This is a genomic window from Bradyrhizobium sp. 1200_D9_N1_1, from assembly GCF_052075915.1.
GTDB lineage: Bacteria > Pseudomonadota > Alphaproteobacteria > Rhizobiales > Xanthobacteraceae > Bradyrhizobium > Bradyrhizobium diazoefficiens.
Genome location: NZ_CP197226.1, coordinates 7,331,985 through 7,357,162 on the forward strand (window position 1 = coordinate 7,331,985; position 25,178 = coordinate 7,357,162).

Consider the following 25,178-nt stretch of genomic DNA (forward strand, 5'->3'; position numbering starts at 1 on the left):
ACGTCGAGCGAGCAGGCTGTCGCGGCATCACACGCCGCTACCCCCGCGCCTTGCTCCAGTCGGGCACGACCGCTCCCGACACGCCCTCGAAGGCGCCGTCGACGAGCTCGAACACCAGGATGCGGGCGGCGTCGACCGGGCCCGGCATGGTGACGCGCCCCTTGGGGACCGGCTTGAAGCCGACGCGGCTGTAATAGGGCTCGTCGCCGACCAGCAGCACCAGGCGGTGACCTCGCTCCTTGGCGTCCTTCAGCGCGCGCTCCATCAACAGACGGCCGATGCCGCGGTCGCGGAACGGCGGCTCGACGGTGAGCGGCCCGAGCAGCAGCGCCGGCGTCTCGCCGACCAGCACAGGCAATTGCCTGACCGAGCCGACCAGCAGCGTGCCGATGCGAGCGGTGAAGGACAGTTCGAGCAGATGGTCGACGTGCTCGCGGATGCGGTAGGCGCTGAGCACGAAGCGGCCGGGGCCGAAGGTGCGCTCGTGCAGCCGTTCGATCGCCTGGGCGTCGCCGGCAGCTTCGGGAAGGATGGTGAGCGAGAGATCGTTCATGTCGGCATGCGTCTTCGAGCGAAGTGGACCCGGGTTCGCGTCATGAAAACGCGTCAATGAGGGGAGCGGGATAACATCTCGGAGGGCTGCGGTCCATCGGGCTCATACCGGGCCGAACTGCCGGCCGGGCTGCGGCTGAGGATGGTCGCGAAGCTCCAGTCCGGATAACCGATACTGTGCAGCTTGTCCGCGAGATAGCCATCGGTTGCACGGGCGAGACCGGTGTCGAGCCCCGCCAACGGCCAAAGCGGCGGTTGATCTCACCGCCATGTCGCAATCAACGGCGTGCCATCCAGCACTTCCACGATTCTTTGCCGCGTGCCCGGCGTGGTGCCCTCGGGCAGCGCATTGGTCGCGAAGAACCCGCATTCGACGATCTCGTGGTTGGGCTCGGGCAGGCGATCCTGCCTGAACTGCCTGACGACGTAGACCGCGACGTGGTCGCGGCGGGAGACGTGACTGTTGAGGAAGATGCCGTGCAGCGCGGCGTCTGCGGTGAGGTCGATGTCGCCCTCCTCCTTGAGCTCGCGCCGCATCGCCTGCTCCATGGTCTCGCCGAGATCGACGCCGCCGCCGGGCAGATACCAGCCGGAGATGTAGCTGTGCCTGACCAGGAACACCCTGTTGTCGGAATCCAGCACCACGGCGCGAACGCCGAGGGTCATGCCGCGAACGAGCAGGAAATAGGCGTGGAAGATTCGCCGCAGCAGCGGCTCGAACTTCCGTCGGATGCGGTTCAGACGATCTCCCATCAGGTTCTCTTTGGTCCCCTCTTCAGGCTGCGCTTGCGCAGTCCTCGCGACCTTGCCATTACAGCGGAGCAATAGCGAGGCACTCGCGCGCCATGGCTTCCTTCACGCTCGCCCATCTGTCCGACCCGCATCTGCCGCCTTTGCCGAAGCCGCGGCTGATCGAGCTCGCCGGCAAGCGCGTATTCGGCTACGTCAACTGGACGCGCAACCGCCACAAGTACCAGCGCCGCGAGGTGCTCGACGCACTCGTTGCCGACGTCAAGGCGCAGGCGCCCGACCACATCGCGGTGACGGGCGATCTCGTCAATCTGGCGCTGGACGCGGAGTTCGCGCCGGCGCGCACCTGGCTCGACGGCGTCGGCCCGCCCGACCGCGTCACCACGATTCCCGGCAACCACGACGCCTATGTCCGCGCCACCTATCATCGCTTCGGCGAGACCTTTGCGCCCTATCTTGCAAGCGACAACGGAAGCGCCGGCTTTCCGGCCCTGCGCCGGCGCGGGCCGCTCGCGCTCATCAGCCTGTCCACGGCGGTGCCGACCCTGCCGCTGATGGCGACGGGCACGCTCGGGCGCGCTCAGCTCGCAGCGCTCGAACGAGTTCTCGAGCGGCTCGCGACCGAAGACGTCTTCCGCGTGCTGCTGGTGCATCATCCGCTAAAGTCCGATGCGCGCCACAAGCGAATGACGGACGCGGCCGATCTGCTGGCGCTCTTGAAGCGCCACGGTGTCGAGCTGGTCCTGCACGGCCACGACCACATTCATTCGACGATGTGGTTCGAGGGCCCCAACGGCAACATTCCCGCGATCGGCGTGCCGTCGGCGTCCGCGCTCGCACACGGGCGCTACCCGGCGGCGGCGTATAATCTGTTCACGATCGAGAAGGACAATGCCGGCTGGCGCTGCGAGCAGACGGTGCGCGGGCTCGGGTCCGGATTTCAGATTGGGCAGATCAAGCATGCGAGGTTGGTTTGAGGCCACTGTCATTCCGGGGCGCGCCGAAAGGCGCGAGCCCGGAATCCATTCAGCCGCATACGCTGTGGCCCGATGGATTCCGGGTTCGCGCTGATGCGCGCCCCGGAATGACGGCGGTGGGAAATTCACCAGCTCCGCAAGGCCGCCAGAACGGCGAAGCCGAACAAGGCGGCGGCGCCGAGGATGAAGCCGAACACGAACGGCCAGACGCGCGAGCGCGCCGGCCGCTCCGCGGCCTCCGGCTTCGGCTCGGGCAGGACCACCATCGCATGCTCGCGCTCGATCATGCGGCGGGCGACATAGTCGGTGACGGCCTCGACGATCACGGACGTGTCGTGCGATTCGGCGAGCACGATGCGGCCGAAGCGGGTGTCCTGGACGAAGCGATACATCCGCTTGTCGCGCCCCATCATGATGTGCGCGACGACGTCGATCCAGAGTCTGGGCGTATCGCCCTGGCTGATGCCGCGGTCGAACAGGTCGATCTGCTCGGGCACTTGTGCAAACAGGGGATCGAGCGCGTCGTTGAGGATCTCGAGCCGCGCCACCTCGGCATCGCGCAAATCGACGACGACGCCGGTCCGGTCGGCGGCCTCGATCCGCGCGCGCAGCAGCGCGTCGCGCAGCCGCACCGGGCGCGGCTGGCTGGGATGGGTCCCGCTGGTCTCGGGCTCTGACATTGTCGGCCTCGTCCTCACTTGCCTCCATTAACCTATCAGCAACCACACCTTCCGCAAAGGGTCCACAATTCCAGATACTTACGGCACCCACAGCTGTCTTACCTGTGCCAAAAACAGACGATCCCACCCGGCTTGCGCCGGATGGGACCCTCCGTCCTTGGACGTCTTCTTGATTGGTCAGGCAGCCGTCAGGCCGAGACGCGCGACGGCTCTTCAACGATGGAGAAGCGGACGCCGGCCTTGTGGCGGTTCTCTTCCGAGACCGTACGCCAGGCATCTTCGGCTTCCTTGCGGGTCTTGAACGGCCCCTGCACCTGGGCCGAGCCTTCCACGAGCTTGTGGAAGTTCATCGAGCCGAACTCGCCGCCGATCACCCAGAAATTGCTGCCCTTGGTCATTGTCAGTCTCCTGTTGAGGTGCGTGACCAGTCCGGGCTCCGAGGGGACCCCGGACTGATCAATTCCGCCGTTAGCCGAACTGGTTCATCGTGTTGTGCGCGCCGCCCGCCTTCAGGGCGGCCTCGCCGGCGAAGTACTCCTTGTGGTCGTCGCCGATGTCGGAGCCGGCCATGTTCTGATGCTTCACGCAGGCGATGCCCTGACGGATCTCGGCGCGCTGGACGTTCTTGACGTAGCCGAGCATGCCCTGCTCGCCGAAGTACTCCCGGGCCAGATTGTCGGTCGAAAGCGCCGCGGTGTGGTAGGTCGGCAGCGTGATCAGGTGGTGGAAGATGCCGGCACGCTTGGCCGAATCCGCCTGGAAGGTGCGGATGCGCTCGTCGGCTTCCTTCGCCAGCGGCGTGTCGTCATATTCCGCCTTCATCAGCTCGGCGCGGTTGTACTTGCTGACGTCCTTGCCGGCTTCCTTCATCGCGTCGTAGACCTGCCAACGGAAGTTGAGGGTCCAGTTGAACGACGGCGAGTTGTTGTAGGCCAGCTTGGCGTTCGGAACCACCTTGCGGATGCGATCGACCATCTTGGCGATCTGCTCGATATGCGGCTTCTCGGTCTCGATCCAGAGCAGGTCGGCGCCGTTCTGCAGCGAGGTGATGCAATCCAGCACGCAGCGGTCCTCACCGGTGCCCGGGCGGAACTGGTAGAGGTTGGAGGGCAGCCGCTTCGGACGCATCATCTTGCCGTTGCGGTTGATGATGACGTCGCCGTTGCGGGCGTTCTCCGCGGTGATTTCCTCGCAATCGAGGAAGCTGTTGTACTGGTCGCCGATGTCGCCGGGCTTGTGGCTGACGGCGATCTGCTGCGTGAGGCCAGCGCCGAGCGAGTCGGTGCGGGTCACGACGACGCCGTCTTCGACGCCGAGCTCGAGGAAGGCGTGGCGGCAGGCGCGGATCTTCGCCAGGAAGACATCGTGCGGCACGGTGACCTTGCCGTCCTGGTGGCCGCACTGCTTCTCGTCCGAGACCTGGTTCTCGATCTGGAGCGCGCAGGCGCCCGCTTCGATCATCTTCTTGGCGAGCAGGTAGGTCGCCTCCGCGTTGCCGAAGCCGGCATCGATGTCGGCGATGACGGGCACGACATGGGTCTGGAAGCCGTCGATCTTCTCGATCAGCTCCTTCTCGCGCGTCTTGTCACCTTCCTTGCGGGCCTTGTCGAGGCTGCGGAAGATGTCGTTGAGCTCGCGCGAGTCGGCCTGGCGCAGGAAGGTGTAGAGCTCTTCGATCAGCGCCGGCACCGAGGTCTTCTCGTGCATCGACTGGTCGGGCAGCGGTCCGAACTCGGAGCGCAGCGCCGCGATCATCCAGCCGGAGAGATACAGGTAGGTGCGATCGGTCCTGCCACCGAAGTGCTTCTTGACCGAGATCAGCTTCTGCTGGGCGATGAAGCCGTGCCAGCAGCCGAGCGACTGGGTGTACTTGGTGGGGTCGTTGTCATAGGCCGCCATGTCGGCCCGCATCAGCGCCGCGGTGTAGCGGGCGACGTCGAGGCCGGTCCTGAAGCGGTTCTGCAGGCGCATGCGCGCGACGGCCTCGGCCGACACCCCGTTCCAGGTCGGCTGGGTCTCGAGGAGCGCCTTCGCTGCATCGATCTCGCTCTGATACGAGGCCGGCGCCTGGAAAGTGCTGATGCCACGGGGCTGGTAGTTCATGTGCCTGATCCTTTCGCTGACGATGGCGATGGCTGGCCATCGACATTCTTGACAGTGCATTGCGAAATGCGTGTCACGACGTAAACGCGAAAACGGAAACTTCGTATAGATGGCTTGTTTTTTATTGGTGATGTCATGTAACATCAGAACATGTAATAGATGTTATTTTGTAAAGTTTGTAAATTATAGGTCAGCGAGACTGTCCTTAATGGCCCTGGAGATCTGAAGAATGCCCGCCGAATCCGGGAAGAAACTGTTCGTCGGCCCGCGCTTCCGGCGGATCCGGCAGCAATTGGGCCTGTCGCAGACCCAGATCGCCGAGGGGCTCGGGATCTCGCCGAGCTACGTCAACCTGATCGAGCGCAACCAGCGCCCGGTGACCGCCCAGATCCTGCTGCGGCTGGCCGAAACCTACGACCTCGACCTGCGCGACCTCGCCACCGCCGACGAGGACCGATTCTTTGCCGAGCTCAACGAGATCTTCTCCGATCCCCTGTTCCGCCAGATTGACGTACCCAAGCAGGAGCTGCGCGACCTCGCCGAACTCTGTCCCGGCGTCACCCACGCGCTGCAGCGCCTCTACGCGGCCTATACCGAGGCCCGTCAGGGCGAGACGCTGGCAGCCGCGCAAATGGCCGACCGCGACGTCGGCACGCGCTATGAGGCCAATCCGGTCGAACGCGTGCGCGAGCTGATCGAGGCGAACCGCAACTATTTTCCGGAACTCGAACAGGCCGCGGAGACGCTTCGCGACGAGCTGAACGTGCCGGCCGAAGGGCTCTACGCGGCCCTTGCCGCGCGCTTGCGCGAAAAGCATTCGATCCAGACCCGCATCATGCCTGTCGATGTGATGCGCGAGACGCTGAGGCGCTTCGACCGCCACCGCCGCCAGCTCCTGATTTCGGAACTGGTCGACCCGCCCGGCCGCGCGTTCCAGCTCGCCTTCCAGCTCGGCCTTGGCGAATGCGCGCAGCAGCTGGAGACCATCATCAACCGCGCCGGCCCGCTCGACGACGCGCCGCGGCGGCTGTTCCGCATCACGCTCGGCAATTACTTCGCAGCGGCCGTGATGATGCCCTACCCGGCCTTCCTCGCCGCGGCGGAAGCGCTCAACTACGACATCCACGTGCTGGCGCAGCGCTTCAATTCCGGCTTCGAGCAGGTCTGCCACCGCCTCACCACCTTGCAGCGGCCGAACGCGCGCGGCATTCCGTTCTTCCTGCTGCGCGTCGACAATGCCGGCAACGTCTCCAAGCGTTTCTCGTCCGGCACCTTCCCCTTCTCGAAATTCGGCGGCACCTGCCCGCTGTGGAATGTGCACTCGACCTTCGACACGCCGGATCGCCTGCTGAAACAGGTGATCGAGCTCTCCGACGGCACGCGCTATTTCTCGATCGCGCAGATGGTGCGCCGCCCGGTCGCGCCGCACCCGCTGCCGCAGCCGCGCTTCGCCATCGGCCTCGGCTGCGAGATCCGCCACGCCGCGCGCCTCGTCTACGCCGCCGGCATGGACCTGGAGAAGACGGAAGGCACGCCCATCGGCGTCAACTGCCGCCTCTGCGAACGCGAAAACTGCGCCCAGCGCGCCGAGCCGCCGATCACGCGTACGCTGATCCTGGACGAGACGACGCGGCGGGTGTCGAGTTTCGCGTTCTCGAACGCACGGGAGTTGTGAGGGCGAAGGCTCGCGCTTGGCTTTAGATGCAGCCACAAACTCGCTGTCGTCCTGGCGAAGGCCAGCACCCACAACCACCGAATTATCATGCAAGCGCAGGTGGCGGCCACGCGTCGCAAAACTCCTCCCTGGGGTAATGGGTCCTGGCTTTCGCCAGGACGACATTGGGAGGCAGCGATCCGTCCAACTACGCCAGCGTATGCACGATCACCGGTCCCGCGGCGGCGCGCGCGTCGCCGGCGAGCAGCGGGCCGAGATCCTTCTCGATCCAGGCGATCGCGCGCCGGTTCGCCTCCTCCGCCTGCTCGAACTTGTCGAAGATCGAGATCGCTGTGACCGTGTCGTCGCCGGCATAGACGACGTAATAGGCGCGGAAACCGTCGACGTCGCTGATGATCGGAACGGCGCCGTCCTTGATGCGGCGCGCCAGCTCCTCCGCGCTCCCGCTTTTCGCCTTGGCCTGACGGATGGCGGCATACATGGCTTCCTCCTCCCGGCTATTAATGTGGGCTTTGTGCCCGGACTGGATGTTACGCCGAAGCGCGGGGCCCGGATACCCTCCTTGGTTAACCCGGCACTAATCCGTCTGCGCGATCTGCAACCAATGGTTAAGCACGCCTCAACATCGCTGCCCTAGTCTCGCCCCACTCACGTTTCGCAAACAACGGTGGCCTATTCTGCCGGGCGAAGTGACATCAGGGGGTTCATCATGCGCATTGCGTTGCTGCTGACCGCAACCATTGTCGGCGCGCTTTTCGCCAGTCCATCCAATGCCGGATCGCTCGATGCATCCGCCGAGGCAGCGCAGGCGCTGCCGCCGGGCTTCCAGAGCTACCGCGGCTACATGTTCGACCTGTCGGAGAACTCCGATCGTAAGGACGTCGACAAGCTCACCGACAATCTGAAGCGCCAGATCGACGTCGTCGAAGGCGCCGGCCTCTCCCCGCGCGTGCTGCGTTTCTTCCATACCGTTCCGATCGTCGCGAGCGAGCTGGCCTGCCTCGACGAAGGCGCCGCGACCGCGTGCTACGGCAGGGTCACGCCGGACATGCAGCGCACCGCTCCCCGGACGCTGACGGTCTGGGACCCCAACAAGCAGCGCTGGACCAATCCGAATGCCATCGACCTCGCCGTCGATTCGGGGCTCGGCGTGATCATGCTGCGGCCGGACATGATGCGGTACGAGAAGGAGGCGGTGCTGCTGCACGAACTGCTGCACGCCTATCACGCGCGCCTGTTGCCGGACGGCTACGCCAACAAGGGCGTGATCGGCTATTATGCCCTGGCCAAGTCCAAGGACCTCCTGCCCAAGGAATCCTATGCGCTGAAGAATCCCATGGAGTTCTTTGCCGTGACCGCCAGCATCTTCCTGGCCGGAAAGAGCGAATTCCACGACCCCAAGTCGCGCGAGACGCTCAAGGAGAAGATGCCGGACTATTACAAATACCTGGTCGGCGTGTTCGGCTTCGACCCCGACCCGACTGCGTCAAGCGGCCCGGTGGCCTCGCTGAAGTGAGGCGGACCTAGCCCATCTGCACCAACCAGGCAAAAAGCCGCGCAAAATGCGCGGCTTTTTTTGTTTTGGGTCCCGGAAGCTGCGGATGACGCCCGGCCGGGAATTGCCAAGGCGGGGCCCGATCTGCATAGTCCCGCCCGCATCGATACTGTTTTCAAGGGGATAGAAGAACATGGCGGACGCCGACCTGGATGTCGTGATCCGGCAACTGGCCAGACAGCTGCATACGGGCCTGATGACCCGCGCCAAGGAGCGGCGGGATCGCTTCAACGGCCTTGCGGCCAAGGCCAAGGGCAAGGAGACCGGCGACCGCTTCAAGATGATGGCCAAGACCACCATGGAGCAGGCCACCGCCGCCGCCAAGCGCCTCCAGATGTCCGCCGACAACGTCGCCGACAGCTACGCACGATCGATGCGAATCGCGGCCAGCACGCCGATCGCGGCGAAGGTGGAGAAGAAGGCGAAGGAAGAGAAGCCGGCGAAGAAGGCGGCCAAGGCGAAGAAGGCGAAAGCCAAGAAGGCGAAGTAGGCGCGCCCGCGCCCTTCACCTCTCCCCGCTTGCGGGGAGAGGTCGGATCGCCTCGGCGATGCGAAGCATCGTCCGGTGCGATCCGGGTGAGGGGGTACCGGTCTCTCGACAGCCTCATGCGTGGAGAGAGCCCCTCTCCCCGTAAGAACGGAGAGGGAGACAACTCCCCTCACCGCCGCGGTGCTGAAACCCGGGTCGGCTCGGCGCTGGCGAGTTCGGCGAGCTTGGCGCGCGCCGCCTCGCGCGTGCGGGCATCCTTGCCGGCGGGCAGCGCGAGAGCGGCTTCGAAATCGGCGCGCGCATCGTCGGCCTGGCCGCGGGCGAGGAACGCCAGGCCACGGTCGAGCCGGGCCTGCGCATCGGAGGGGGCGAGACGGACCGCCGTGTTGTAGCTCAGGATGGCGCGATCGAGATCGCCGGTGGCGGCGAGCGCAAGACCGCGCTGGTGATAGGGCGCGGCGAGCTTGGGATCATGCGCGATCGCCTCGTCGTAATCCGCAATGGCGAGCTCGAGGTCGCCGTTCTGCCGGCGCGCCTCCGCGCGGTCGCGATAGAGCGAGGCGCGATTGGGATTGAGGTGAATGGCCTCGTCGAAATCCGCGATCGCCCGCCGCCAGTCGCCGTGGCGCAGCGCGATCCGCCCGCGCCCTTCATAGGCAAAGGCGATCAGAGAACCGCGGAGCGGCGAGAAACCGATCACGGCCGCGCAGATGTCGGGCTCGTCCTCGTCCCCGCAATTGACGACCATATGCGTGGACAGGCCGATCAGCACGCCCAGGACGATCAGCAATGGTACGGCAGCTCTGGTCATCTTCGACGGTGACCGGCGACGGGCCGGCCACGCATCCCCTTTCGAAGGAAGTGTCACGGCGAGGTGTTAACACCGGCCGGGACGATCCTGTGTGCGCCAGGTCACAAAGCCACGCGCAAATCCTTGCCGGTTCCGGATTAGCCCCAAGGCCCACGAGAAGGACCTTGCGAAGGACCACGCCAAGGACCGCGCGAAGATGAGCGGCCCCACGGGCTCGCCGGCGGATAGTTCTCGTTGGCGCCGACCGACGGCGCCGCCTGCGCGCCGAGCTCGGCCGCGAGCTGCTGGAGCGCCGCGATACGGTTCTGCGTCGAGGGATGGGTGGCGAAGAGATTGTCCACGCCGTGGCCCGACAGCGGATTGATGATGAACATGTGCGCGGTCGCGGGATTTCGTTCGGCCTCGAAGTTCGGGACCTGATGTGCGGCGCCCTCGATCTTCACCAGCGCCGAGGCCAGCCACATCGGCTGGCCGACGATGCGCGCACCGAGATTGTCCGCGGCATATTCGCGGGTGCGGCTGATCGCCATCTGCACCAGCATGGCGCCGAGCGGAGCGAGGATCATCATCAGGATCGAGCCGACGATGCCCGGGCCGTTGTTGTTGTCGCGGTGGCCGCCGAAGAACATGCCGAACTGCGCCAGCATCGAGATCGCGCCCGCGATGGTCGCGGTGATCGTCATCAGCAGCGTGTCGTGATGCTTGATATGCGCAAGCTCATGCGCGATCACGCCGGCGAGCTCCTCGCGGCTGAGCTGGTGCATCAGGCCGGTGGTGACGGCAACGGCGGCGTTCTCGGGATTGCGGCCGGTCGCGAACGCGTTGGGCTGCGCCTCGTCCATCAGGAATACACGCGGCATCGGCAAGCCCGCGCGGCCCGCAAGCTCGGCGACGAGACCCACCAGTTCCGGCGCGGTCGAACGGTCGACCTCATGGGCGCCGTACATCGAGAGCACCATGCGGTCGGAGTTCCAGTAGGTGAAGAGATTGGTCGCCGCGGCAATGACGAGCGCGATCATGGCGCCGGAGGCACCGCCGATCAGATAGCCCACGCCCATGAACAGGGCGGTGAGGCCTGCGAGAAGCATTGCGGTACGAAGATAGTTCATGGCCGTCTCCCGAACCGGCCGCGGGCGAGCCTCCAGCCGGCATCTTCGAAGTATGAATGCCGCCGGGCATCGCAAGGGTTCATGCGGCGCGGAGCCGCAGATCCAAAGCCGCGCGGCCAGCCTTTCCCCAGTCGCTAAAGCTTGCACAAAAACACGCGCGAACGCTTAGCAACCTGGAAAGCCCAGCCTCGGCTAAATCTGCGGTAGCGGGGCACACCGCACGGTTGTTGCGCATTGACCGGTTCCGTGGGCTCCCCGTCAACCAGGTGACCGTCATGGTAGACCGCTTACGCGCCGCTTCCATCGACCCCGCATCCACTCCTTCCCCTCACGAGACCAAGAGCGAGACCAAGACCGACGCGAAGGGATTACAGGAGGCGCTGCACGAGCAGCTGTTCGCCGATGACGAAACCGGCCACGCATGCGAGGCGCAGACGGCGCCAGAACCAGGGCCGCGCTGGCCGCATCTGCGACGCGGCGCCAAGATCGCCATTGGACTTGCCATCATCGCCGTGTTCGGCTGGCTGCCGCTGCGTGCGATCTGGGAGTATTCGAGCGTCGAGGCGGTGCTGAATTCTCGTCTCGTCACCCTGCGCACGCCGATCGGCGGCCGCGTGGTCGCCGCCCAGCCCATTACCGATCAGGCCAAACTTGACGCCGGAACCGTGCTCCTGCGCGTCGTGAACTCGCGCGGGGATCGCACCCGGCTCGACGATCTGCGACGGCAGAAATCGCGCCTGGAGATCGAGCGGCCGAGCGTTGCCGCCAAGCTTGCCGCGGCCCAGGCAGCCCAAAAGGATTTGGCGCGGCAGGCCACGCAATTCCGCGAGGGACGCGTGCTTCAGCTCGAGGCCCGCATCGCCGAGATCCAGACCTCGATCGAGGCGGCGGCAGCGCGGCGGGACGAAGCCAGCGCCGCCGTCGAGCGCGCATCCTCGCTCGCGAAGTCCGGCAATGTCTCGACGGTCGAGCTGGCGCGGCTGACGCGCGAGCTTTCCGTGGCACAGCAAACCGAGCTCGGTGCGCGCAAGCGGCTGGATGCCGCGAAGGTCGAGCTCACGGCGGCACAGAACGGCTCGTTCCTCGGCGACAGTTATAACGACCGCCCGAGCTCGGTGCAGCGCGAGGAGGAGATGCGTCAGCGCGCCGGCGATCTCGAGGCTGATCTCGCGCGCACCGACACCGAGATCGCCTGGCTCGCCAACGAGATCATCATCGAGGAGGCCCGCTTCGCCGATCTGTCCGAAGCCAACATCACGACACCCGTTGCGGGCCGCGTCTGGGAGATGATGACCTCGCCGGGCGAGGACGTGCAGGCCGGCCAACCCCTGCTCAAGATCCTCGATTGCAGCGGCGCCGTCATCACGGCCAATGTCACCGAGAACGTCTACAATCGCCTGCAGCTCGGCGACCGCGCCAGCTTCGAGCCGAATGACGGCGGCGAGCCGATCTCCGGCACCGTGGTCAATCTGACCGGCGCCGCCGGCGCGCCCGCCAATCTCGCCATCAATCCGGATGCGCTCAGCAAGGAGCCCTATCGCGTGACCGTGGCGCCTGGCGATGCCGCTGCCCACGCCTGCACCGTGGGGCGCACCGGCCGCGTTGTGTTTGCCCGGCGCGAGACCGCACCGTGATGACGGCGTTGACGCCAGGCCTGATCACGCTCGGCGCCTTCATGGCGGTCGTGCCGCTGCTCCGGCGCGACAGCACGATGGCGCGCTCGTTCCTGGCCGTCGTGTCGCTGGTCTTCCTGCTCCGCTATCTCTATTGGCGTGTCACCGCGACACTCCCACCACCGCATCTGACGGCGGACGCCGTGATCGGTTATCCCTTCATGCTGCTGGAGGCGGCCTCGCTCGTCGCGGTCGCATTGTCCCTGCTGTTTCTGAGCCGGACCATCGACCGCACAGGTGCGGCCAGGATCGACGGCCGAGCCATCGATCCACACGCGCCGCTGATCGACGTCTTGATCTGCACTTACAACGAGGAACGATCCATCCTCGAGCGCACGATCATCGGCGCGACCGGTATGGAGTACGGCAATTATCGCGTCTGGGTGCTCGACGACGGAAGGCGCCCCTGGCTGCGGCGCCTCGCGAGCGAACTCGGCTGCCATTATCTCGCGCGGCCCGACAACCACCACGCCAAGGCAGGCAACATCAACCATGCACTCAAGCACGTCGGCGCCCTGCCGGAACGACCGGATTTCGTGGCCATTCTCGACGCGGACTTCGTGCCGCGGCCCGACTTCCTCGCGCGCACTATCTCCCTCATGGACGACGCTTCGGTCGGCGTGGTGCAGACGCCGCAGCACTTCATCAATCCCGACCCGATCCAGACCAACCTCGCTGCAACCGATGTATGGCCCGACGAGCAGCGCTTCTTCTTCGACATCCTGATGCCGGCGAAGGACGCCTGGGGCGTCGCCTTCTGCTGCGGCACCTCATCGCTCATTCGCTACGCCGGGCTGGTGCAGATCGGCGGCTTTCCAACCGACTCCGTCACGGAAGACTACCTCGTCACCCTTCGCCTGAAGGAGCGCGGCTTCAACACCATCTATCTCAACGAACGGTTGACGATCGGGCTCGCGCCGGAGGGGCTGAAGGAATACATCACCCAGCGTGCGCGCTGGTGCCTCGGCCTGATGCAAATCGTGCGCGGCCGCAGCGGACCGTTCTCGCAGGACTCGAAGCTGTCCTTTATCGACCGGCTCTCGCTGGTCGATGCCTTCATGAGCTGGTCGGCGGTCTACACGTCGAAGGTCGCGGGACTGATGGTGCCCTGGCTGTTCCTGCTGTTTGGCATCAAGGCGGTGCAGGCGGACCTCACCGAGCTATTGCGCTTCTTCCTGCCGTTCTACGTCTGGCACGGGCTCAGCATGGCCTGGCTGTCACACGGCCGTTCGCTCGCCATGATGACGGACGTCTCGCAACTCATCGCCGCGCCCGCGGTGCTCAAGGCGGTGGCAGCCGGCCTGTTGAAGCCGAAGGGACACAAGTTCAAGGTCACGGCGAAGGGCGGCGACCGTGACAGGAGATTTGTCGAATGGCCGCTGCTGCGGATCTATGGCTGCGCGCTCCTCATCACGCTGGCGGCCATTGCCTATGCCTTCATCCTGCACCTGCGCGGCGAGAACATCGCCTATGGCGGACTGGCCCTGGCCTGGAGCCTCTACAACGCGCTCATCCTCACCGTGGTCTGCTTCGTCTGCATCGAGCAGCCACGCAAGCGCAAGGCGGAGCGCTTCGATCGCAATGAGCCGATCCTGTTGCGTCAGGACGGCAAGTGGCATCTGGCGCGGCTCGCCGATATCTCCATTACCGGCGCCCGGCTGATCGATCCCGATCCGCCGGCACCCGGCAGCACGATCGACTGCCGCATCTATGGCCGCTCGATCGCGGCCATCGTTGTGCGACGAACCACGGACGGATTCGCGGTGCGGTTCGAGGAAGGCATGGATACGCGCGTGCATGCGATCCGGGCGTTCTATGCCGGCGAGTATGTCCGCGCCTATCGTGGCGTCAGGGCGCTTCCGGTCGGAAAAGCGCTGCTGATGCGTCTGTTCGGCTAGGCTGGCGCGGCATCCGCTCCCTCGCATTCCGCTTATTGGCATGGCATGGAAAGGATGGCCTGAGGCCGTCACTTCACCTAGACTTCAAGCGAATCCACGCCTTCCCTCCCCGCCGGAACCCCTATGCTCCAGACCCGATTTCTGATCGCGGCCGTCGCGCTCCTCGCATGCTCCGCCACTGCCTCGGCCCAGTTCGCGCCGCCGCCCGCAAGGCCTGCGGCGCCCAAGGCCACCGCGCCCTCGCCGCGCGCAGCCTCGTGCCACAATGGGGCGAGCTTCGATCGCTTCCTGGCCGACGTGAAACAGCAGGCGGTGGCCGCCGGCGTATCGCAGCGGACGATCTCGGAGGCTTCGCCCTACCTCGTCTACGACCAGGGCATCGTCAACCGCGACCGCGGCCAGCGCGTGTTCGGCCAGCTCTTCACCGAGTTCGCCGGCCGCATGGCCGCGCCCTATCGCATGCAGAACGGCCAGCAGCACATCAAGGCCCACGCGGCTGCCTTCGCGCGCGCCGAAAAGGAATATGGCGTGCCGCCGGCGGTGATCGCTGCGTTCTGGGGCCTGGAGAGCGACTTCGGCGCCAACATGGGCAACCTGCCGACGCTGAAATCGCTGGTGTCGCTCGCCTATGACTGCCGCCGCTCGGAGATGTTCGTGAACGAGACCATCGCCGCACTGAAGATCATCGACCGCGGCGATCTCACAGCCGACGAGATGATCGGCTCCTGGGCCGGCGAGCTCGGACAGACGCAGTTCCTGCCCGTGCATTACGTCAACTACGCCGTCGACTATGACGGCGACGGACGGCGCGATCTCCTGCGCAGCGAGCCCGACGTGATCGGCTCGACCGCGAACTACATCGCCAACGGCTTGAAGTGGCGGCGCGGCGAGCCATGGCTGGAGGAGATCAAGGTGCCGCAGAACCTGCCGTGGGAGCAGACCGATCTCACCGTGCAGCAGCCGCGCTCGAAATGGGCGCAGTTAGGCGTGACCTATCCCGACGGCCGGCCGCTGCCGAACGACAATCTCGCGGCGTCCGTGCTGCTGCCGATGGGACGCTTCGGGCCGGCTTTCATGGCGTATGCGAATTTCGCCGCCTACACCGAGTGGAATAACTCGCTGATCTACTCGACCACCGCGGGCTATCTCGCCACCCGCATCGCGGGCGCCGCGCCGATGCGCAAGCCGGCGGCGCCGGTCGCGCAGCTGCCATTCAATGAGCTCAAGCAATTGCAGCAGCTACTGGTCCAGGCCGGCTTCAATGTCGGCAAGGTCGACGGCGTGCTCGGCCAGCAGAGCCGCGCCGCCGTGAAGGCGATGCAGACCAAATACGGCCTGCCGGCCGATTCCTGGCCGACCGCGGAGCTGCTCGCGCGCATGCGCGGCGGCACGGCGCAGGCGCAGCCAGCGGGGGTGGTGCGGTAGGCCCTGCGCGCCCTCATGCCCTTGAGAGCAAAGTCATCGCATATGGCAGCGAGAGTTTGCCGGAAGAGCTCGGCCTGCATGGTTCGAGACGCCCGCTTTGGCGGGCTCCTCACCATGAGGGTCTAATCTTTCGCCGCAGAACGTGACCTCATCCTGAGGGCCCGCCATAGGCGGGCGTCTCGAAGGATGGGCCGCGGGCACTAGAATTTTCGCATCGCAAAAGCGGCTCCTGCGATTGTATTTTTCCATGACGTTCCCATGTGAGTGGATCAGGTTTTCTCCTGAGATTCCTCACCATTGAAGCGAGCATCACATGTCCTTCTACGACGCCGTCGTCCCCGCCTATTTGCAGATGCTGAACAGCCTCACCGGCCTGCTCACGAAAGCCGAGGCGCATTGCGCGGCCAAGAAGGTCGACCCGAGCGTCCTGCTCGGCTCCCGCCTGTTTCCGGACATGCTGCCGCTGTCGAAGCAGATCCAGCTCGTCAGCGACTTCGCCGCCAAGGGCTGCGCGCGGCTGACCCATAGTGAGGTGCCCTCGACGCCCGACACGGAAAAGACGTTTGAGGAGCTGAAGCAGCGGCTGGCCAAGACGATCGACTACGTCAAGTCGTTCAAGCCCGCGCAGTTCGAGGGCGCCGACACCAAGGACGTCACCTTCCCGGCCGGCCCCGACAAATCCATCACCATGAAGGGCCAGCAATTCCTCAGCGCGTTCTCGCTGCCGAACTTCTATTTCCACGCCACGACCGCGCACGGCATCCTGCGCCACAACGGCGTCGAGATCGGCAAGCGCGATTTCCTCGGCGCGAGCTGATTTGCGAAATCGCACGGCCGCGATAGCCGAAATCCGCTGTCGCGGCCAAGATTGCACATGAATTATGCTACGCGGGCGTTGCCGCGTAGCTCGCCTGCACTTTCCGTATGGCTCCTCCCTTGCGCTGATTGCCGCGATGCACAAGTGTTCCGGACCTCTCACCGCCTGGAAGCACTCCCATGAGCCGTTCGACCAAATTGTTTGAGACCTACAAGCTCGGCCCGATCACGCTGGCCAACCGCCTCGTCATGGCGCCGCTGACGCGCAACCGCGCCGTTCCCGGCACGTTCGTCCCCGGCGCGCTCGCCGCCGACTATTACGGCCAGCGTGCGTCCGCGGGCCTCCTGATCACCGAAGCGAGCCAGGTTTCGCAGCAGGGCCAGGGCTACCAGGACACCCCCGGCATCTACTCCAAGGACCAGGTCGCCGGCTGGCGCAAGGTCACCGACAAGGTCCATGAGCGCGGCGGCAAGATCTTCATCCAGCTCTGGCATGTCGGCCGCATCTCGCATGTCGCGCTGCAGGCGAATGGCGCAGCGCCGGTTGCGCCGAGCGCGATCCGCGCCAAGGGCAAGACCTTCGTCAACGGCACCTTTGCCGACGTCTCCGAGCCGCGCGCGCTCGAGCTCTCCGAAATTCGGGGGATCATCGACGACTTCAAGCGCGCCACGAAGAATGCGCTGGAGGCCGGCTTCGACGGCGTCGAGATTCACGGCGCCAACGGCTACCTGCTCGACCAGTTCGCCAAGGACGGCGCCAACAAGCGCACCGACGCTTACGGCGGCTCCATCGAGAACCGCGCGCGGCTGATGCTCGAGGTCTCCAGGGCGGTTGCCGCCGAGGCCGGCACTGAGCGCACCGGCATCCGCATCTCGCCGGTGACGCCCGCCAACGACGTCTCCGACAGCAATCCGCAAGCCTTGTTCGATCACATCGTCGACGGCCTCAGCGCGCTGAAGCTGGTCTATCTCCACGTCGTCGAGGGCGCCACCGGCGGGCCGCGCGACTTCGCACCGTTCGACTATGCGTCCTTGCGCAAGCGCTTCTCCGGCGCCTACGTCGCCAACAACGGCTACGACTTCGATCTGGCGACCAAGGTGCTGGACGCGAACGCGGCCGATCTCATCGCCTTCGGCAAGCCGTTCATCTCCAACCCCGACCTTGTGGAGCGGCTGAAGCAGGGCGCGGCGCTGAACGACTGGGACAAGAACACGTTCTACGGCGGCAGCGCGAAGGGCTACACGGATTACCCGACGCTCGAAGCGGCGGAAGCGGCGCAGTAGAGGCTGCGCGCCTTCCACGCCATCATTGTGAGCGAAGCGACGACACGATCCAGACCGGCTCGGTGGAGATCGAGCTGGATCGGCGTCGCGTCCGCCGCGGGCCGCGGAAACGGCGTCACCGACCCTCGCGGTGGATACGCGCGATGAGAGTCGCCCGATTGGGCGTCTCCAGCTTCTCGAAAACATGGTCGAGGTGTGAGCGGACGGTCCAGTAGCTGATCCCCAGCTTCCGGGCGATGATGCCGTCCGTCAGACCGTCGGCGACCAGACCGACGATCTGGTTCTCCCGATCCGTCAGTTGCGGCAGGCGGTGGCCTGCTGCCGTGCTGGTGCTGTGCACGTCCTTGGTCGCGCGCAGGAGGATCGGCTGCAGCAAGGTCAGCAGCGCCACTTCGCGAGATCCGACGGGGGCCCGGCCGGGAGCACGCCAGAAGCGAAAGTCGCCGACACTTGTGTCACCGTCGTAGAGGTGGAGATCGATACCATCCGTCGTCTGGTGGACGCGCAGGAATTCATTGAAATATCGCGTGCGCTCGAGCTCGGTTCGGTTGATGACCGAATAGATCGGGGTCGGCCCGCGACGGGAACGCAGCCGTGGCGAAATCGGATCGCAACGCTGAAACTCCTCGACATAGGCGCGCGCCATCTCCACTCCGCGTCCGGAGCATGCCGGATTCTCGTAGCGGCCGGTTCGCTGATTCCACCGCGTCGTTCCAATGAAATCCATCGCCAGCAGGCGCTTTAAATCCGCAGCGAGATCCGGCTTGGCCAAAAGCCAATCGGGTCGCAGGGGCTGCAGAAGCCCTTCGCCGACGCGTTTCAGCAGCGTCACTTCGCGCGCAGAAAGTGAAATCGCCATCACCACCCCATGCCATCATCGTGAAGCCGGGCATCCCAGAAAACAGGGATAGGCGACCGATACCTTGGAACATAGGGTTCAACCCGTCAAGCACAGGCAATTTCGCGAACATCCGCGTGCCTGACGGGTGCGCCTTGCACGTGGGGTCGCATGCAGAGCGTACGCCTCTGCTGCGCAGGCCCCCGATGAGATGCGCGCTCTTCAAGAGCGAAGCGCCGGAGATGTGAACGGCGAAGTCTGTTGCGGCCAGGTCGAAGGGGAAATCTCATGACGAGTTCTAGGCAGTTTGCTTTCGGCCGGTCCGGCCATTTGAACGACGATGACGTACGATGGGACGACGATGGCGCCGGATGGGGAGGCGAAAGTCACCGGTTCGATTTCCGTGGCCACGAAGACCACCATGCCATTCACAAGGACCTGGTTCTGTCTGTCGCTCCGACGGCGACGTCCGGCGATTTCAACATGCACGCGGTGCTGGATTCGCCCGGGTCGACCGAGGGCCGACCGCTGATGATCCTGCTGCCCGGCTTCTCGTATGACCATACATATTGGGATCCCCCGGTCGGTAACGGAAAATATTCGTTCGTCGATGCGGCCAATGACGCCGGGTACGCGACCTTGAATCTCGATCGGCTGGGGACGGGAACGAGCGACAAACCGCCGGCCGATTTGACAACGATCCAGGATCAGGCCGACGAGCTGCATCAGATCATTCGGTCCATCAAGAGTGGCGCCCTGAGCAGCTACGGGTTCTCCAAGATCGTCCTGGTCGGTCACTCCCTGGGTTCAGGCATCGCGCAAACCGAGGCCGGCACATACCACGATGCCGACGCGCTCGTGCTCACGGGCTTTCGGCACGAGGTCAACCCGGCAGGCGCCGGCGAGTTCGCCAACGCCATTCGCCCGGCCGCCGGCCAGCCCGACGGGTACCTGACCTTCGACGATCGAAGCTTCCTGTTTGACAGCAACAACACCTCGCCCAAGATCCTTGCCTGGGACGCCTCGCATATCGGCATGGGCACGGCCGCCGAACTGAACTTCGCATTCGCGCTCGATCCGGCGCGCTCGGTGGGAATCACAGCGCCCGTGCTCGAAGTCGTCGGCGATCACGACCTGCTGTTTCAGACCGATCCCTCAACCTTTGCTGCAGAACGCGCCTTCTATCCCAACTCGTCCGACTTCGAGCAACTCGTGGTCAAGAATGCCGGTCACGACGTTACGCTGTCGCAGAATGCGCACCAGACCTTCGCGCAGATCATCGACTTCGTGGAGAAGGTGGCGCCGGTCAATCACCATCACGATTTCCTGGTGTGATCGCCGGTCCGACGGCGCCAATCCCGACACGTAGGTACGATCCAGCGCGTCGGTGCGCGCGCAAAGAAAAAAGGCCGGGATTGCTCCCGGCCTTTGCTCGTCGTGATGAGGCGTACCTTACTGCAGCGAGGCGCGCTTGGGCGGGGTGGCCGGCCACGACTTGATCAGCGTGTCGTAGTCGACCGTCTCGCCCTTCGGCTTCTCGTTGGCGAGCTTGCGCTGCGGAGCGATGGTGCCGTCCTTCTGGGCCTTGGCGAACCAGTATTCGGCCGACTCCTTCTTGTGCAGCTTCGGACCGCAGGCGCCCTGCACGCCGGACTTCTCCAGGCGCTCCATGACGGAGTCCTGGGCAGCGGCCAGCGCGTCCATTGCGGCTTGCGGCGTCTTCGCACCGGACGACGCATCGCCGATGTTCTGCCACCACAGCTGCGCCAGCTTCGGATAGTCGGGCACGTTGTTGCCGGTCGGGGTCCACTGCACGCGCGCCGGCGAGCGGTAGAACTCGATCAGGCCGCCGAGCTTCGGCGCACGCTCGGTGAACGACTTGTCCCAGATGTCGGATTCACGGATGAAGGTGAGACCGACATGGCTCTTCTTCAGCGACACCGTCTTGGAGACGATGAACTGGAGATACAGCCAGGCCGCCTTGCGGCGATCCGCCGGGGTCGACTTCAGAAGCGTGAGCGAGCCCGCGTCCTGATAGCCGAGCTTCATGCCTTCCTTCCAGTACGAACCGTGCGGCGACGGAGCCATACGCCACTTCGGCGTACCGTCCGCGTTCATCACGGCGATGCCCGGCTTCACCATGTCGGCGGTGAAGGCGGTGTACCAGAACATCTGCTGGGCGATGTTGCCCTGCGCCGGCACCGGACCCGACTCGGAGAAGGTCATGCCCTGGGCCTGCGGCGGCGCGTACTTCTTCATCCACTCGAGGTACTTCGTGATCGAGTAGACCGCGGCCGGACCGTTGGTGTCGCCACCACGCTCGACCGAGGAGCCGACCGGACGGCAACCTTCCATGCGGATGCCCCACTCGTCCACCGGCAGACCGTTCGGAATGCCCTTGTCGCCGTTACCGGCCATCGACAGCCAGGCGTCGGTGAAACGCCAGCCGAGCGACGGGTCCTTCTTGCCATAGTCCATATGGCCGTAGACCTTGACGCCGTTGATCTCCTTGATGTCGTTGGTGAAGAACTCGGCGATGTCCTCATAGGCCGACCAGTTCACGGGCACGCCGAGCTCGTAGCCGTACTTGGCCTTGAACTTGGCCTTGTAGTCGGGGTTGGTGAACCAGTCGTAGCGGAACCAGTAGAGGTTGGCGAACTGCTGGTCGGGCAGCTGGTAGAGCTTGCCGTCCGGCGCCGTGCCGAACGACTTGCCGATGAAGTCGTTGACGTCGAGCATGGGGTCGGTGACGTCCTTGCCCTCACCGGTCATGTAGTCCGACAGCGCGATGGTCTGGCCGTAGCGGAAGTGCGTGCCGATCAGGTCGGAATCGTTGATCCAGCCGTCATAGACGTTCTTGCCGGACTGCATCTGGGTCTGCAGCTTCTCGACGACGTCACCTTCCTGGATGATGTCGTGCTTGAGCTTGATACCGGTCAGCTCGGAGAACGCCTTGGCGAGCGTCTGCGACTCGTATTCATGAGTCGCGATGGTTTCCGAGACGACGTTGATCTCCATGCCCTTGAAGGGCTCGGCGGCCTTGGCGAACCACTCCAGCTCCTTCTTCTGGTCGTCCTTCGACAGCGTCGAGGGCTGGAATTCCGCAATCCACTTCTGGATCGCGGCGTCGTCGGCAGCACGAACCGGCGTCGAGACGGTGAACGACACCGCCAGAAGCGCGGCAGTGCTGGACATGGTCAGAAAACTGCTCTTGGTCAATGGACCTTTCCTTCTCCTAAACTGTCGCATGTTGTTCCTCCGTTGCAGCGACAAAATTTTATACAGGCCCGGGTTGCCCCCGGATCTGGCCGTCCCTTCGCAAGCTTCAGACCGTGCGGAAAATGAGCACGGCCGTGGCCAGCGAAATTCCACTTGCGAGCCACAGGCTCGAAATCTCAAAACCATCCTCGCCGATCGGCAGCGTCGCGAGCGCGTCGGTGCCGACGAGGCCGATCCACACGAGATGGATGACGGCGGCCGCAATCAGCGAGATGAACAGGCGGTCGCCGCGCGTGGTCGGAATACTGAGCACGCCGACGCGCTCGGCCTCGGGATAGACCGCGGCGAGCCAGGTCATCACGGCCAGCGTGCAGGCGAGCGCGACGAAGAAGATCGCGGTCGGCAGCGTCCAGGCCATCCATGCAATAGATTCCATCGATGCCTCCCTACACCCGGCCGAGCGCGAAGCCGCGCGCGATGTAATTGCGGACGAACCAGATCACCAGCGCGCCCGGAATGATGGTGAGCACACCGGCCGCGGCCAGCAGGCCCCAGTCCATGCCCGCGGCCGACACCGTGCGCGTCATGATCGCCGCGATCGGCTTGGTCTGCACCGAGGTCAGCGTGCGCGCGAGCAAGAGCTCGACCCAGGAGAACATGAAGCAGAAGAAGGCCGCGACACCGATGCCGCTGGCGATCAGCGGCACCAGGATCTTGATGAAGAAGCGCGGGAAGGAATAGCCGTCGAGGAACGCGGTCTCGTCGATCTCGCGCGGCACGCCGGAGACGAAACCTTCGAGGATCCAGACCGCCAGCGGAACGTTGAAGATGCAGTGCGCCAGCGCAACGGCCCAGGGCGTATCGAACAGCCCGATCGCCGAATAGAGGTTGAAGAACGGCAGCGCATAGACCGCCGCCGGCGCCATGCGGTTCGACAGCAGCCAGAAGAACAGGTGCTTGTCGCCGAGGAAACGGTAGCGCGAGAAGGCGTAGGCCGCCGGCAGCGCCACCGAGATCGAGATGATGGTGTTGAGGACGACGTATTCCAGCGAATTGATGTAGCCGGAGTACCAGCTCTCGTCGGTGAAGATGCGCCTGTAGTGCTGGAGCGTCGGGGCGTGCGGCCACAGCGTCATCGTCGAGACGATCTCGCTGTTGGTCTTGAAGCTCATGTTGACGAGCCAGTAGATCGGCAGCAGCAGGAAGACCAGGAACAGCCCCATGATGAGGCGGCGGCCGGGAATCGAATGCATCAGGCCACTCCTTCCTTCGGCTTGAGCGCGGGCGCAGGCTGGAGCACACCTGCGGGTTTCGGCTCCGCCGCCGGCTCCTTCTCCGCCTGTGCCTTACGCTCGACGCCTGCATTGGTCATGACGGTGTAGAAGATCCAGCAGACGATCAGGATGATCAGATTGTAGACCAGCGACAGCGCGGCGGCCTTGCCGAGGTCGAACTGGCCGAGCGCGATCTTGACAAGCTCGATCGAGACGAAGGTGGTCGAGTTGCCGGGTCCGCCGCCGGTGACGACGAACGGCTCGGTGTAGATCATGAAGCTGTCCATGAAGCGCAGCAGCACCGCGATCAAGAGCACGCGGTTCATCTTCGGCAGCTGGATCGCCTTGAACACGGCCCAGCGCGAGGCGCCGTCGATTTGCGCCGCCTGGTAATAGGCGTCCGGGATCGACTTCAGGCCGGCGTAGCAGAGCAGCGCGACCAGGCTGGTCCAGTGCCAGACGTCCATCACGATGACCGTGACCCAGGCGTCGACTGCGTTGGACACGTAGTTGTAGTCGAGGCCCATCGCATTGAGCGTATAGCCGAGCAGGCCGATGTCGGGTCGACCGAAGATCTGCCAGATGGTGCCGACGACGTTCCACGGAATCAGCAGCGGCAGCGCGAGGATGACGAGGCAGGCCGCGACGGTCCAGCCGTCGCGCGGCATCGACAGCGCAACGACGATGCCGAGCGGCACCTCGATGGCGAGGATCACCAGCGAGAAGAACAGATTGCGGCCGAGCGACGCGAGGAAGCGGCCGCCGAGATCGGTCGAGGGATCGAGCAGCTCCTTGAACCAGCCGACGCCGTTCCAGAAGAACTGGTTGTTGCCGAACGTGTCCTGCATCGAATAGTTCACCACCGTCATCAGCGGCAGCACCGCCGAGAAGGCGACGACCAGGAACACCGGCAGCACCAGGAACCAGGCTTTTTGGTTGATGGTCTTGTCCATCAGGCGGCTCCCTCCACCAGAAGGCTGTCGGCATAGACGTGGACGTGCGACGGATCGAACTTCAGCCCGGCGGTGCCGTCCGCGCTGGTGAAGCCCGCCGGCGCGCGCGCCGCGATCTTGGCCTCGCCGATGCGGACGCGCGCGAAGCGGATGCGGCCGAGGTCGTCGATGCGTTCGACCTTTGCGGTGAGCAGGCCAGGTGCCGGCGCGACGGCGTCGACGAACTCCGGACGCACGCCGATCTCGATCTTCGCGCCCGCGGGCAGATTGTCGTAGCTGCGGCCCAGCGCGATGACATTCCCGCCGATGCGCGCCTCGCGGCCCCTCACCTCGGCCGGCAGGATGTTCATGCCGGGCGAACCGATGAAATAGCCGACGAAGGTGTGCGCTGGCTTGTCGAACAGCTCGGCGGGCGTGCCGCTCTGCACCACGCGGCCGTCATGCATGACGACGACGGTGTCGGCGAAGGTCAGCGCCTCGGTCTGGTCGTGGGTGACGTAGATCATCGTCAGGTCGAGCTCGCGATGCAGCGCCTTCAATTTCGAGCGCAGCTGCCATTTCAACTCGGGATCGATCACGGTCAGCGGCTCGTCGAACAGCACCGCGGCGACGTCGTTGCGCACGAGGCCGCGGCCGAGCGAGATCTTCTGCTTGGCGTCCGCCGTGAGCCGCGTCGCCTTGCGGTTCAAATAGGGATCGAGGTCGAGCAGACGGCCGATCTCGGCGACGCGCCTGTCGATCTCGGCTTTCGGCACGCCGCGGTTCTTCAGCGGAAACGCCAGGTTCTCCCCCACCGTCATGGTGTCGTAGATCACCGGAAACTGGAACACCTGGGCGATGTTGCGCTTCTGGGTTGACAGCGGTGTGATGTCCACCCCGTCGAACAGGATTTTCCCCCGCGACGGCGTGATGATGCCGGAGATGACGTTGAGCAGCGTGGTCTTGCCGCAGCCGGACGGCCCAAGCAGCGCATAGGCGCCGCCCTGCCGCCAGGTCATGGTCACCGGCTTCAGCGCAAAGCTTTCCTGCGGCGCAGCGTTGCCGCCGTAGGAGTGGGCGAGATCGACGAGGTCAATGCGGGCCATGGCGCATCCCC

The 25,178-nt window shown here is 65.0% G+C and carries 24 protein-coding genes; 10 read left to right on the forward strand and 14 right to left on the reverse strand.

Annotated elements, in window-relative coordinates; all coding sequences use genetic code 11:
- Positions 1-37: 37 nt before the first annotated feature.
- Positions 38-553, reverse strand: coding sequence for a GNAT family N-acetyltransferase (locus tag AB5K84_RS34990; protein ID WP_011085246.1), 516 nt, complete (start codon positions 551-553; stop codon positions 38-40).
- A gap of 260 nt (positions 554-813) precedes the next feature.
- Positions 814-1,305, reverse strand: coding sequence for an NUDIX domain-containing protein (locus AB5K84_RS34995; protein WP_441232722.1), 492 nt, complete (start codon positions 1,303-1,305; stop codon positions 814-816).
- A 92-nt stretch (positions 1,306-1,397) separates the two neighbouring features.
- On the opposite strand from AB5K84_RS34995, the gene AB5K84_RS35000 reads away from it, so the two are divergent.
- Positions 1,398-2,279 carry a metallophosphoesterase family protein gene (locus AB5K84_RS35000; RefSeq protein ID WP_011085244.1) on the forward strand — a complete coding sequence of 294 codons (882 nt, stop codon included), beginning with the start codon at positions 1,398-1,400 and terminating at the stop codon, positions 2,277-2,279.
- A gap of 125 nt (positions 2,280-2,404) precedes the next feature.
- Here AB5K84_RS35000 and AB5K84_RS35005 read toward each other — a convergent pair whose 3' ends face one another.
- The 3 genes from AB5K84_RS35005 to AB5K84_RS35015 form a co-directional block, all read right to left on the reverse strand.
- Positions 2,405-2,959 carry a hypothetical protein gene (locus AB5K84_RS35005; RefSeq protein WP_038967399.1) on the reverse strand — a complete coding sequence of 185 codons (555 nt, stop codon included), beginning with the start codon at positions 2,957-2,959 and terminating at the stop codon, positions 2,405-2,407.
- Positions 2,960-3,147: 188 nt separating this feature from the next.
- Positions 3,148-3,357, reverse strand: a complete 210-nt coding sequence (locus tag AB5K84_RS35010; protein WP_018323282.1) for a DUF4170 domain-containing protein — start codon at positions 3,355-3,357, stop codon at positions 3,148-3,150.
- 70 nt (positions 3,358-3,427) lie between these two features.
- Complete coding sequence (locus AB5K84_RS35015; RefSeq protein WP_038967398.1) at positions 3,428-5,062, reverse strand: isocitrate lyase; 1,635 nt, start codon at positions 5,060-5,062, stop codon at positions 3,428-3,430.
- Between the two features lie 229 nt (positions 5,063-5,291).
- Here AB5K84_RS35015 and AB5K84_RS35020 point away from each other — a divergent pair, with 229 nt between their 5' ends.
- Positions 5,292-6,737: a helix-turn-helix domain-containing protein gene (locus AB5K84_RS35020; RefSeq protein WP_011085241.1), complete on the forward strand. Its 1,446-nt coding sequence runs from the start codon at positions 5,292-5,294 to the stop codon at positions 6,735-6,737.
- A 187-nt stretch (positions 6,738-6,924) separates the two neighbouring features.
- Here the strand turns inward: AB5K84_RS35020 and AB5K84_RS35025 are convergent, their stop codons facing one another.
- The gene (locus tag AB5K84_RS35025) at positions 6,925-7,218 is read right to left on the reverse strand and encodes an antibiotic biosynthesis monooxygenase (protein WP_027543691.1); all 294 of its coding nucleotides are present in this window, start codon (positions 7,216-7,218) and stop codon (positions 6,925-6,927) included.
- Between the two features lie 228 nt (positions 7,219-7,446).
- On the opposite strand from AB5K84_RS35025, the gene AB5K84_RS35030 reads away from it, so the two are divergent.
- Together AB5K84_RS35030 and AB5K84_RS35035 are read left to right on the forward strand one after the other, a co-directional pair.
- Entirely contained in the window at positions 7,447-8,253 is an 807-nt protein-coding gene (locus tag AB5K84_RS35030; protein ID WP_028175044.1) for a hypothetical protein, read from the forward strand.
- A 172-nt stretch (positions 8,254-8,425) separates the two neighbouring features.
- Entirely contained in the window at positions 8,426-8,782 is a 357-nt protein-coding gene (locus AB5K84_RS35035; RefSeq protein WP_038967397.1) for a hypothetical protein, read from the forward strand.
- Positions 8,783-8,951: 169 nt separating this feature from the next.
- Here AB5K84_RS35035 and AB5K84_RS35040 read toward each other — a convergent pair whose 3' ends face one another.
- Together AB5K84_RS35040 and htpX are read right to left on the reverse strand one after the other, a co-directional pair.
- Positions 8,952-9,593: a tetratricopeptide repeat protein gene (locus AB5K84_RS35040; RefSeq protein WP_028175046.1), complete on the reverse strand. Its 642-nt coding sequence runs from the start codon at positions 9,591-9,593 to the stop codon at positions 8,952-8,954.
- A 137-nt stretch (positions 9,594-9,730) separates the two neighbouring features.
- Entirely contained in the window at positions 9,731-10,702 is a 972-nt protein-coding gene (gene htpX, locus AB5K84_RS35045; protein ID WP_011085237.1) for a zinc metalloprotease HtpX, read from the reverse strand.
- 275 nt (positions 10,703-10,977) lie between these two features.
- Here htpX and AB5K84_RS35050 point away from each other — a divergent pair, with 275 nt between their 5' ends.
- From AB5K84_RS35050 to AB5K84_RS35070, 5 genes are all read left to right on the forward strand, one after another.
- Positions 10,978-12,336, forward strand: a complete 1,359-nt coding sequence (locus tag AB5K84_RS35050) for an HlyD family secretion protein (RefSeq protein WP_038967394.1) — start codon at positions 10,978-10,980, stop codon at positions 12,334-12,336.
- Positions 12,336-14,273 (forward strand): glycosyltransferase, encoded by a 1,938-nt coding sequence (locus AB5K84_RS35055; protein WP_171463840.1) that lies wholly within the window; start codon positions 12,336-12,338, stop codon positions 14,271-14,273. The genes AB5K84_RS35050 and AB5K84_RS35055 overlap by 1 nt, the downstream gene beginning before the upstream one ends.
- Positions 14,274-14,396: 123 nt before the next feature.
- Positions 14,397-15,698, forward strand: coding sequence for a lytic murein transglycosylase (locus tag AB5K84_RS35060; protein WP_011085234.1), 1,302 nt, complete (start codon positions 14,397-14,399; stop codon positions 15,696-15,698).
- Between the two features lie 313 nt (positions 15,699-16,011).
- A complete protein-coding gene (locus AB5K84_RS35065) occupies positions 16,012-16,515 on the forward strand; it encodes a DUF1993 domain-containing protein (RefSeq protein WP_011085233.1) in 504 nt (167 codons plus the stop codon).
- A 179-nt stretch (positions 16,516-16,694) separates the two neighbouring features.
- Positions 16,695-17,798, forward strand: coding sequence for an alkene reductase (locus AB5K84_RS35070; protein ID WP_011085232.1), 1,104 nt, complete (start codon positions 16,695-16,697; stop codon positions 17,796-17,798).
- Between the two features lie 115 nt (positions 17,799-17,913).
- Here AB5K84_RS35070 and AB5K84_RS35075 read toward each other — a convergent pair whose 3' ends face one another.
- Complete coding sequence (locus AB5K84_RS35075; RefSeq protein ID WP_162494066.1) at positions 17,914-18,657, reverse strand: helix-turn-helix transcriptional regulator; 744 nt, start codon at positions 18,655-18,657, stop codon at positions 17,914-17,916.
- A 240-nt stretch (positions 18,658-18,897) separates the two neighbouring features.
- Here AB5K84_RS35075 and AB5K84_RS35080 point away from each other — a divergent pair, with 240 nt between their 5' ends.
- Entirely contained in the window at positions 18,898-19,971 is a 1,074-nt protein-coding gene (locus tag AB5K84_RS35080; protein WP_178372789.1) for an alpha/beta hydrolase, read from the forward strand.
- A 117-nt stretch (positions 19,972-20,088) separates the two neighbouring features.
- Here the strand turns inward: AB5K84_RS35080 and AB5K84_RS35085 are convergent, their stop codons facing one another.
- The 5 genes from AB5K84_RS35085 to AB5K84_RS35105 form a co-directional block, all read right to left on the reverse strand.
- Positions 20,089-21,831 (reverse strand): ABC transporter substrate-binding protein, encoded by a 1,743-nt coding sequence (locus AB5K84_RS35085; RefSeq protein ID WP_038967390.1) that lies wholly within the window; start codon positions 21,829-21,831, stop codon positions 20,089-20,091.
- A 130-nt stretch (positions 21,832-21,961) separates the two neighbouring features.
- Positions 21,962-22,291: a DUF2160 domain-containing protein gene (locus AB5K84_RS35090; protein ID WP_011085228.1), complete on the reverse strand. Its 330-nt coding sequence runs from the start codon at positions 22,289-22,291 to the stop codon at positions 21,962-21,964.
- Between the two features lie 10 nt (positions 22,292-22,301).
- Positions 22,302-23,108: a carbohydrate ABC transporter permease gene (locus AB5K84_RS35095; RefSeq protein WP_011085227.1), complete on the reverse strand. Its 807-nt coding sequence runs from the start codon at positions 23,106-23,108 to the stop codon at positions 22,302-22,304.
- Positions 23,108-24,082 (reverse strand): carbohydrate ABC transporter permease, encoded by a 975-nt coding sequence (locus AB5K84_RS35100; protein ID WP_011085226.1) that lies wholly within the window; start codon positions 24,080-24,082, stop codon positions 23,108-23,110. Before AB5K84_RS35100 ends, AB5K84_RS35095 begins: the two co-directional genes overlap by 1 nt.
- Complete coding sequence (locus tag AB5K84_RS35105; RefSeq protein ID WP_011085225.1) at positions 24,082-25,167, reverse strand: ABC transporter ATP-binding protein; 1,086 nt, start codon at positions 25,165-25,167, stop codon at positions 24,082-24,084. Before AB5K84_RS35105 ends, AB5K84_RS35100 begins: the two co-directional genes overlap by 1 nt.
- Positions 25,168-25,178 lie beyond the last annotated feature (11 nt).

What these genes read in the sequence shown, in the direction of transcription:
- AB5K84_RS35030 (WP_028175044.1), top strand. Translation starts at nt 7,447, where the DNA reads ATGCGCATTGCGTTGCTGCTGACCGCAACCATTGTCGGCGCGCTTTTC.
- AB5K84_RS35050 (WP_038967394.1), top strand. Translation starts at nt 10,978, where the DNA reads ATGGTAGACCGCTTACGCGCCGCTTCCATCGACCCCGCATCCACTCCT.
- AB5K84_RS35075 (WP_162494066.1), bottom strand. Translation starts at nt 18,657, where the DNA reads ATGGCGATTTCACTTTCTGCGCGCGAAGTGACGCTGCTGAAACGCGTC.
- AB5K84_RS34995 (WP_441232722.1), bottom strand. Translation starts at nt 1,305, where the DNA reads ATGGGAGATCGTCTGAACCGCATCCGACGGAAGTTCGAGCCGCTGCTG.
- AB5K84_RS35005 (WP_038967399.1), bottom strand. Translation starts at nt 2,959, where the DNA reads ATGTCAGAGCCCGAGACCAGCGGGACCCATCCCAGCCAGCCGCGCCCG.
- AB5K84_RS35025 (WP_027543691.1), bottom strand. Translation starts at nt 7,218, where the DNA reads ATGTATGCCGCCATCCGTCAGGCCAAGGCGAAAAGCGGGAGCGCGGAG.
- AB5K84_RS35055 (WP_171463840.1), top strand. Translation starts at nt 12,336, where the DNA reads ATGACGGCGTTGACGCCAGGCCTGATCACGCTCGGCGCCTTCATGGCG.
- htpX (WP_011085237.1), bottom strand. Translation starts at nt 10,702, where the DNA reads ATGAACTATCTTCGTACCGCAATGCTTCTCGCAGGCCTCACCGCCCTG.
- AB5K84_RS35040 (WP_028175046.1), bottom strand. Translation starts at nt 9,593, where the DNA reads ATGACCAGAGCTGCCGTACCATTGCTGATCGTCCTGGGCGTGCTGATC.
- AB5K84_RS35095 (WP_011085227.1), bottom strand. Translation starts at nt 23,108, where the DNA reads ATGCATTCGATTCCCGGCCGCCGCCTCATCATGGGGCTGTTCCTGGTC.
- AB5K84_RS35035 (WP_038967397.1), top strand. Translation starts at nt 8,426, where the DNA reads ATGGCGGACGCCGACCTGGATGTCGTGATCCGGCAACTGGCCAGACAG.
- AB5K84_RS35090 (WP_011085228.1), bottom strand. Translation starts at nt 22,291, where the DNA reads ATGGAATCTATTGCATGGATGGCCTGGACGCTGCCGACCGCGATCTTC.
- AB5K84_RS34990 (WP_011085246.1), bottom strand. Translation starts at nt 553, where the DNA reads ATGAACGATCTCTCGCTCACCATCCTTCCCGAAGCTGCCGGCGACGCC.
- AB5K84_RS35010 (WP_018323282.1), bottom strand. Translation starts at nt 3,357, where the DNA reads ATGACCAAGGGCAGCAATTTCTGGGTGATCGGCGGCGAGTTCGGCTCG.
- AB5K84_RS35000 (WP_011085244.1), top strand. Translation starts at nt 1,398, where the DNA reads ATGGCTTCCTTCACGCTCGCCCATCTGTCCGACCCGCATCTGCCGCCT.
- AB5K84_RS35105 (WP_011085225.1), bottom strand. Translation starts at nt 25,167, where the DNA reads ATGGCCCGCATTGACCTCGTCGATCTCGCCCACTCCTACGGCGGCAAC.
- AB5K84_RS35020 (WP_011085241.1), top strand. Translation starts at nt 5,292, where the DNA reads ATGCCCGCCGAATCCGGGAAGAAACTGTTCGTCGGCCCGCGCTTCCGG.
- AB5K84_RS35070 (WP_011085232.1), top strand. Translation starts at nt 16,695, where the DNA reads ATGAGCCGTTCGACCAAATTGTTTGAGACCTACAAGCTCGGCCCGATC.
- AB5K84_RS35015 (WP_038967398.1), bottom strand. Translation starts at nt 5,062, where the DNA reads ATGAACTACCAGCCCCGTGGCATCAGCACTTTCCAGGCGCCGGCCTCG.
- AB5K84_RS35100 (WP_011085226.1), bottom strand. Translation starts at nt 24,082, where the DNA reads ATGGACAAGACCATCAACCAAAAAGCCTGGTTCCTGGTGCTGCCGGTG.
- AB5K84_RS35085 (WP_038967390.1), bottom strand. Translation starts at nt 21,831, where the DNA reads ATGTCCAGCACTGCCGCGCTTCTGGCGGTGTCGTTCACCGTCTCGACG.
- AB5K84_RS35060 (WP_011085234.1), top strand. Translation starts at nt 14,397, where the DNA reads ATGCTCCAGACCCGATTTCTGATCGCGGCCGTCGCGCTCCTCGCATGC.
- AB5K84_RS35065 (WP_011085233.1), top strand. Translation starts at nt 16,012, where the DNA reads ATGTCCTTCTACGACGCCGTCGTCCCCGCCTATTTGCAGATGCTGAAC.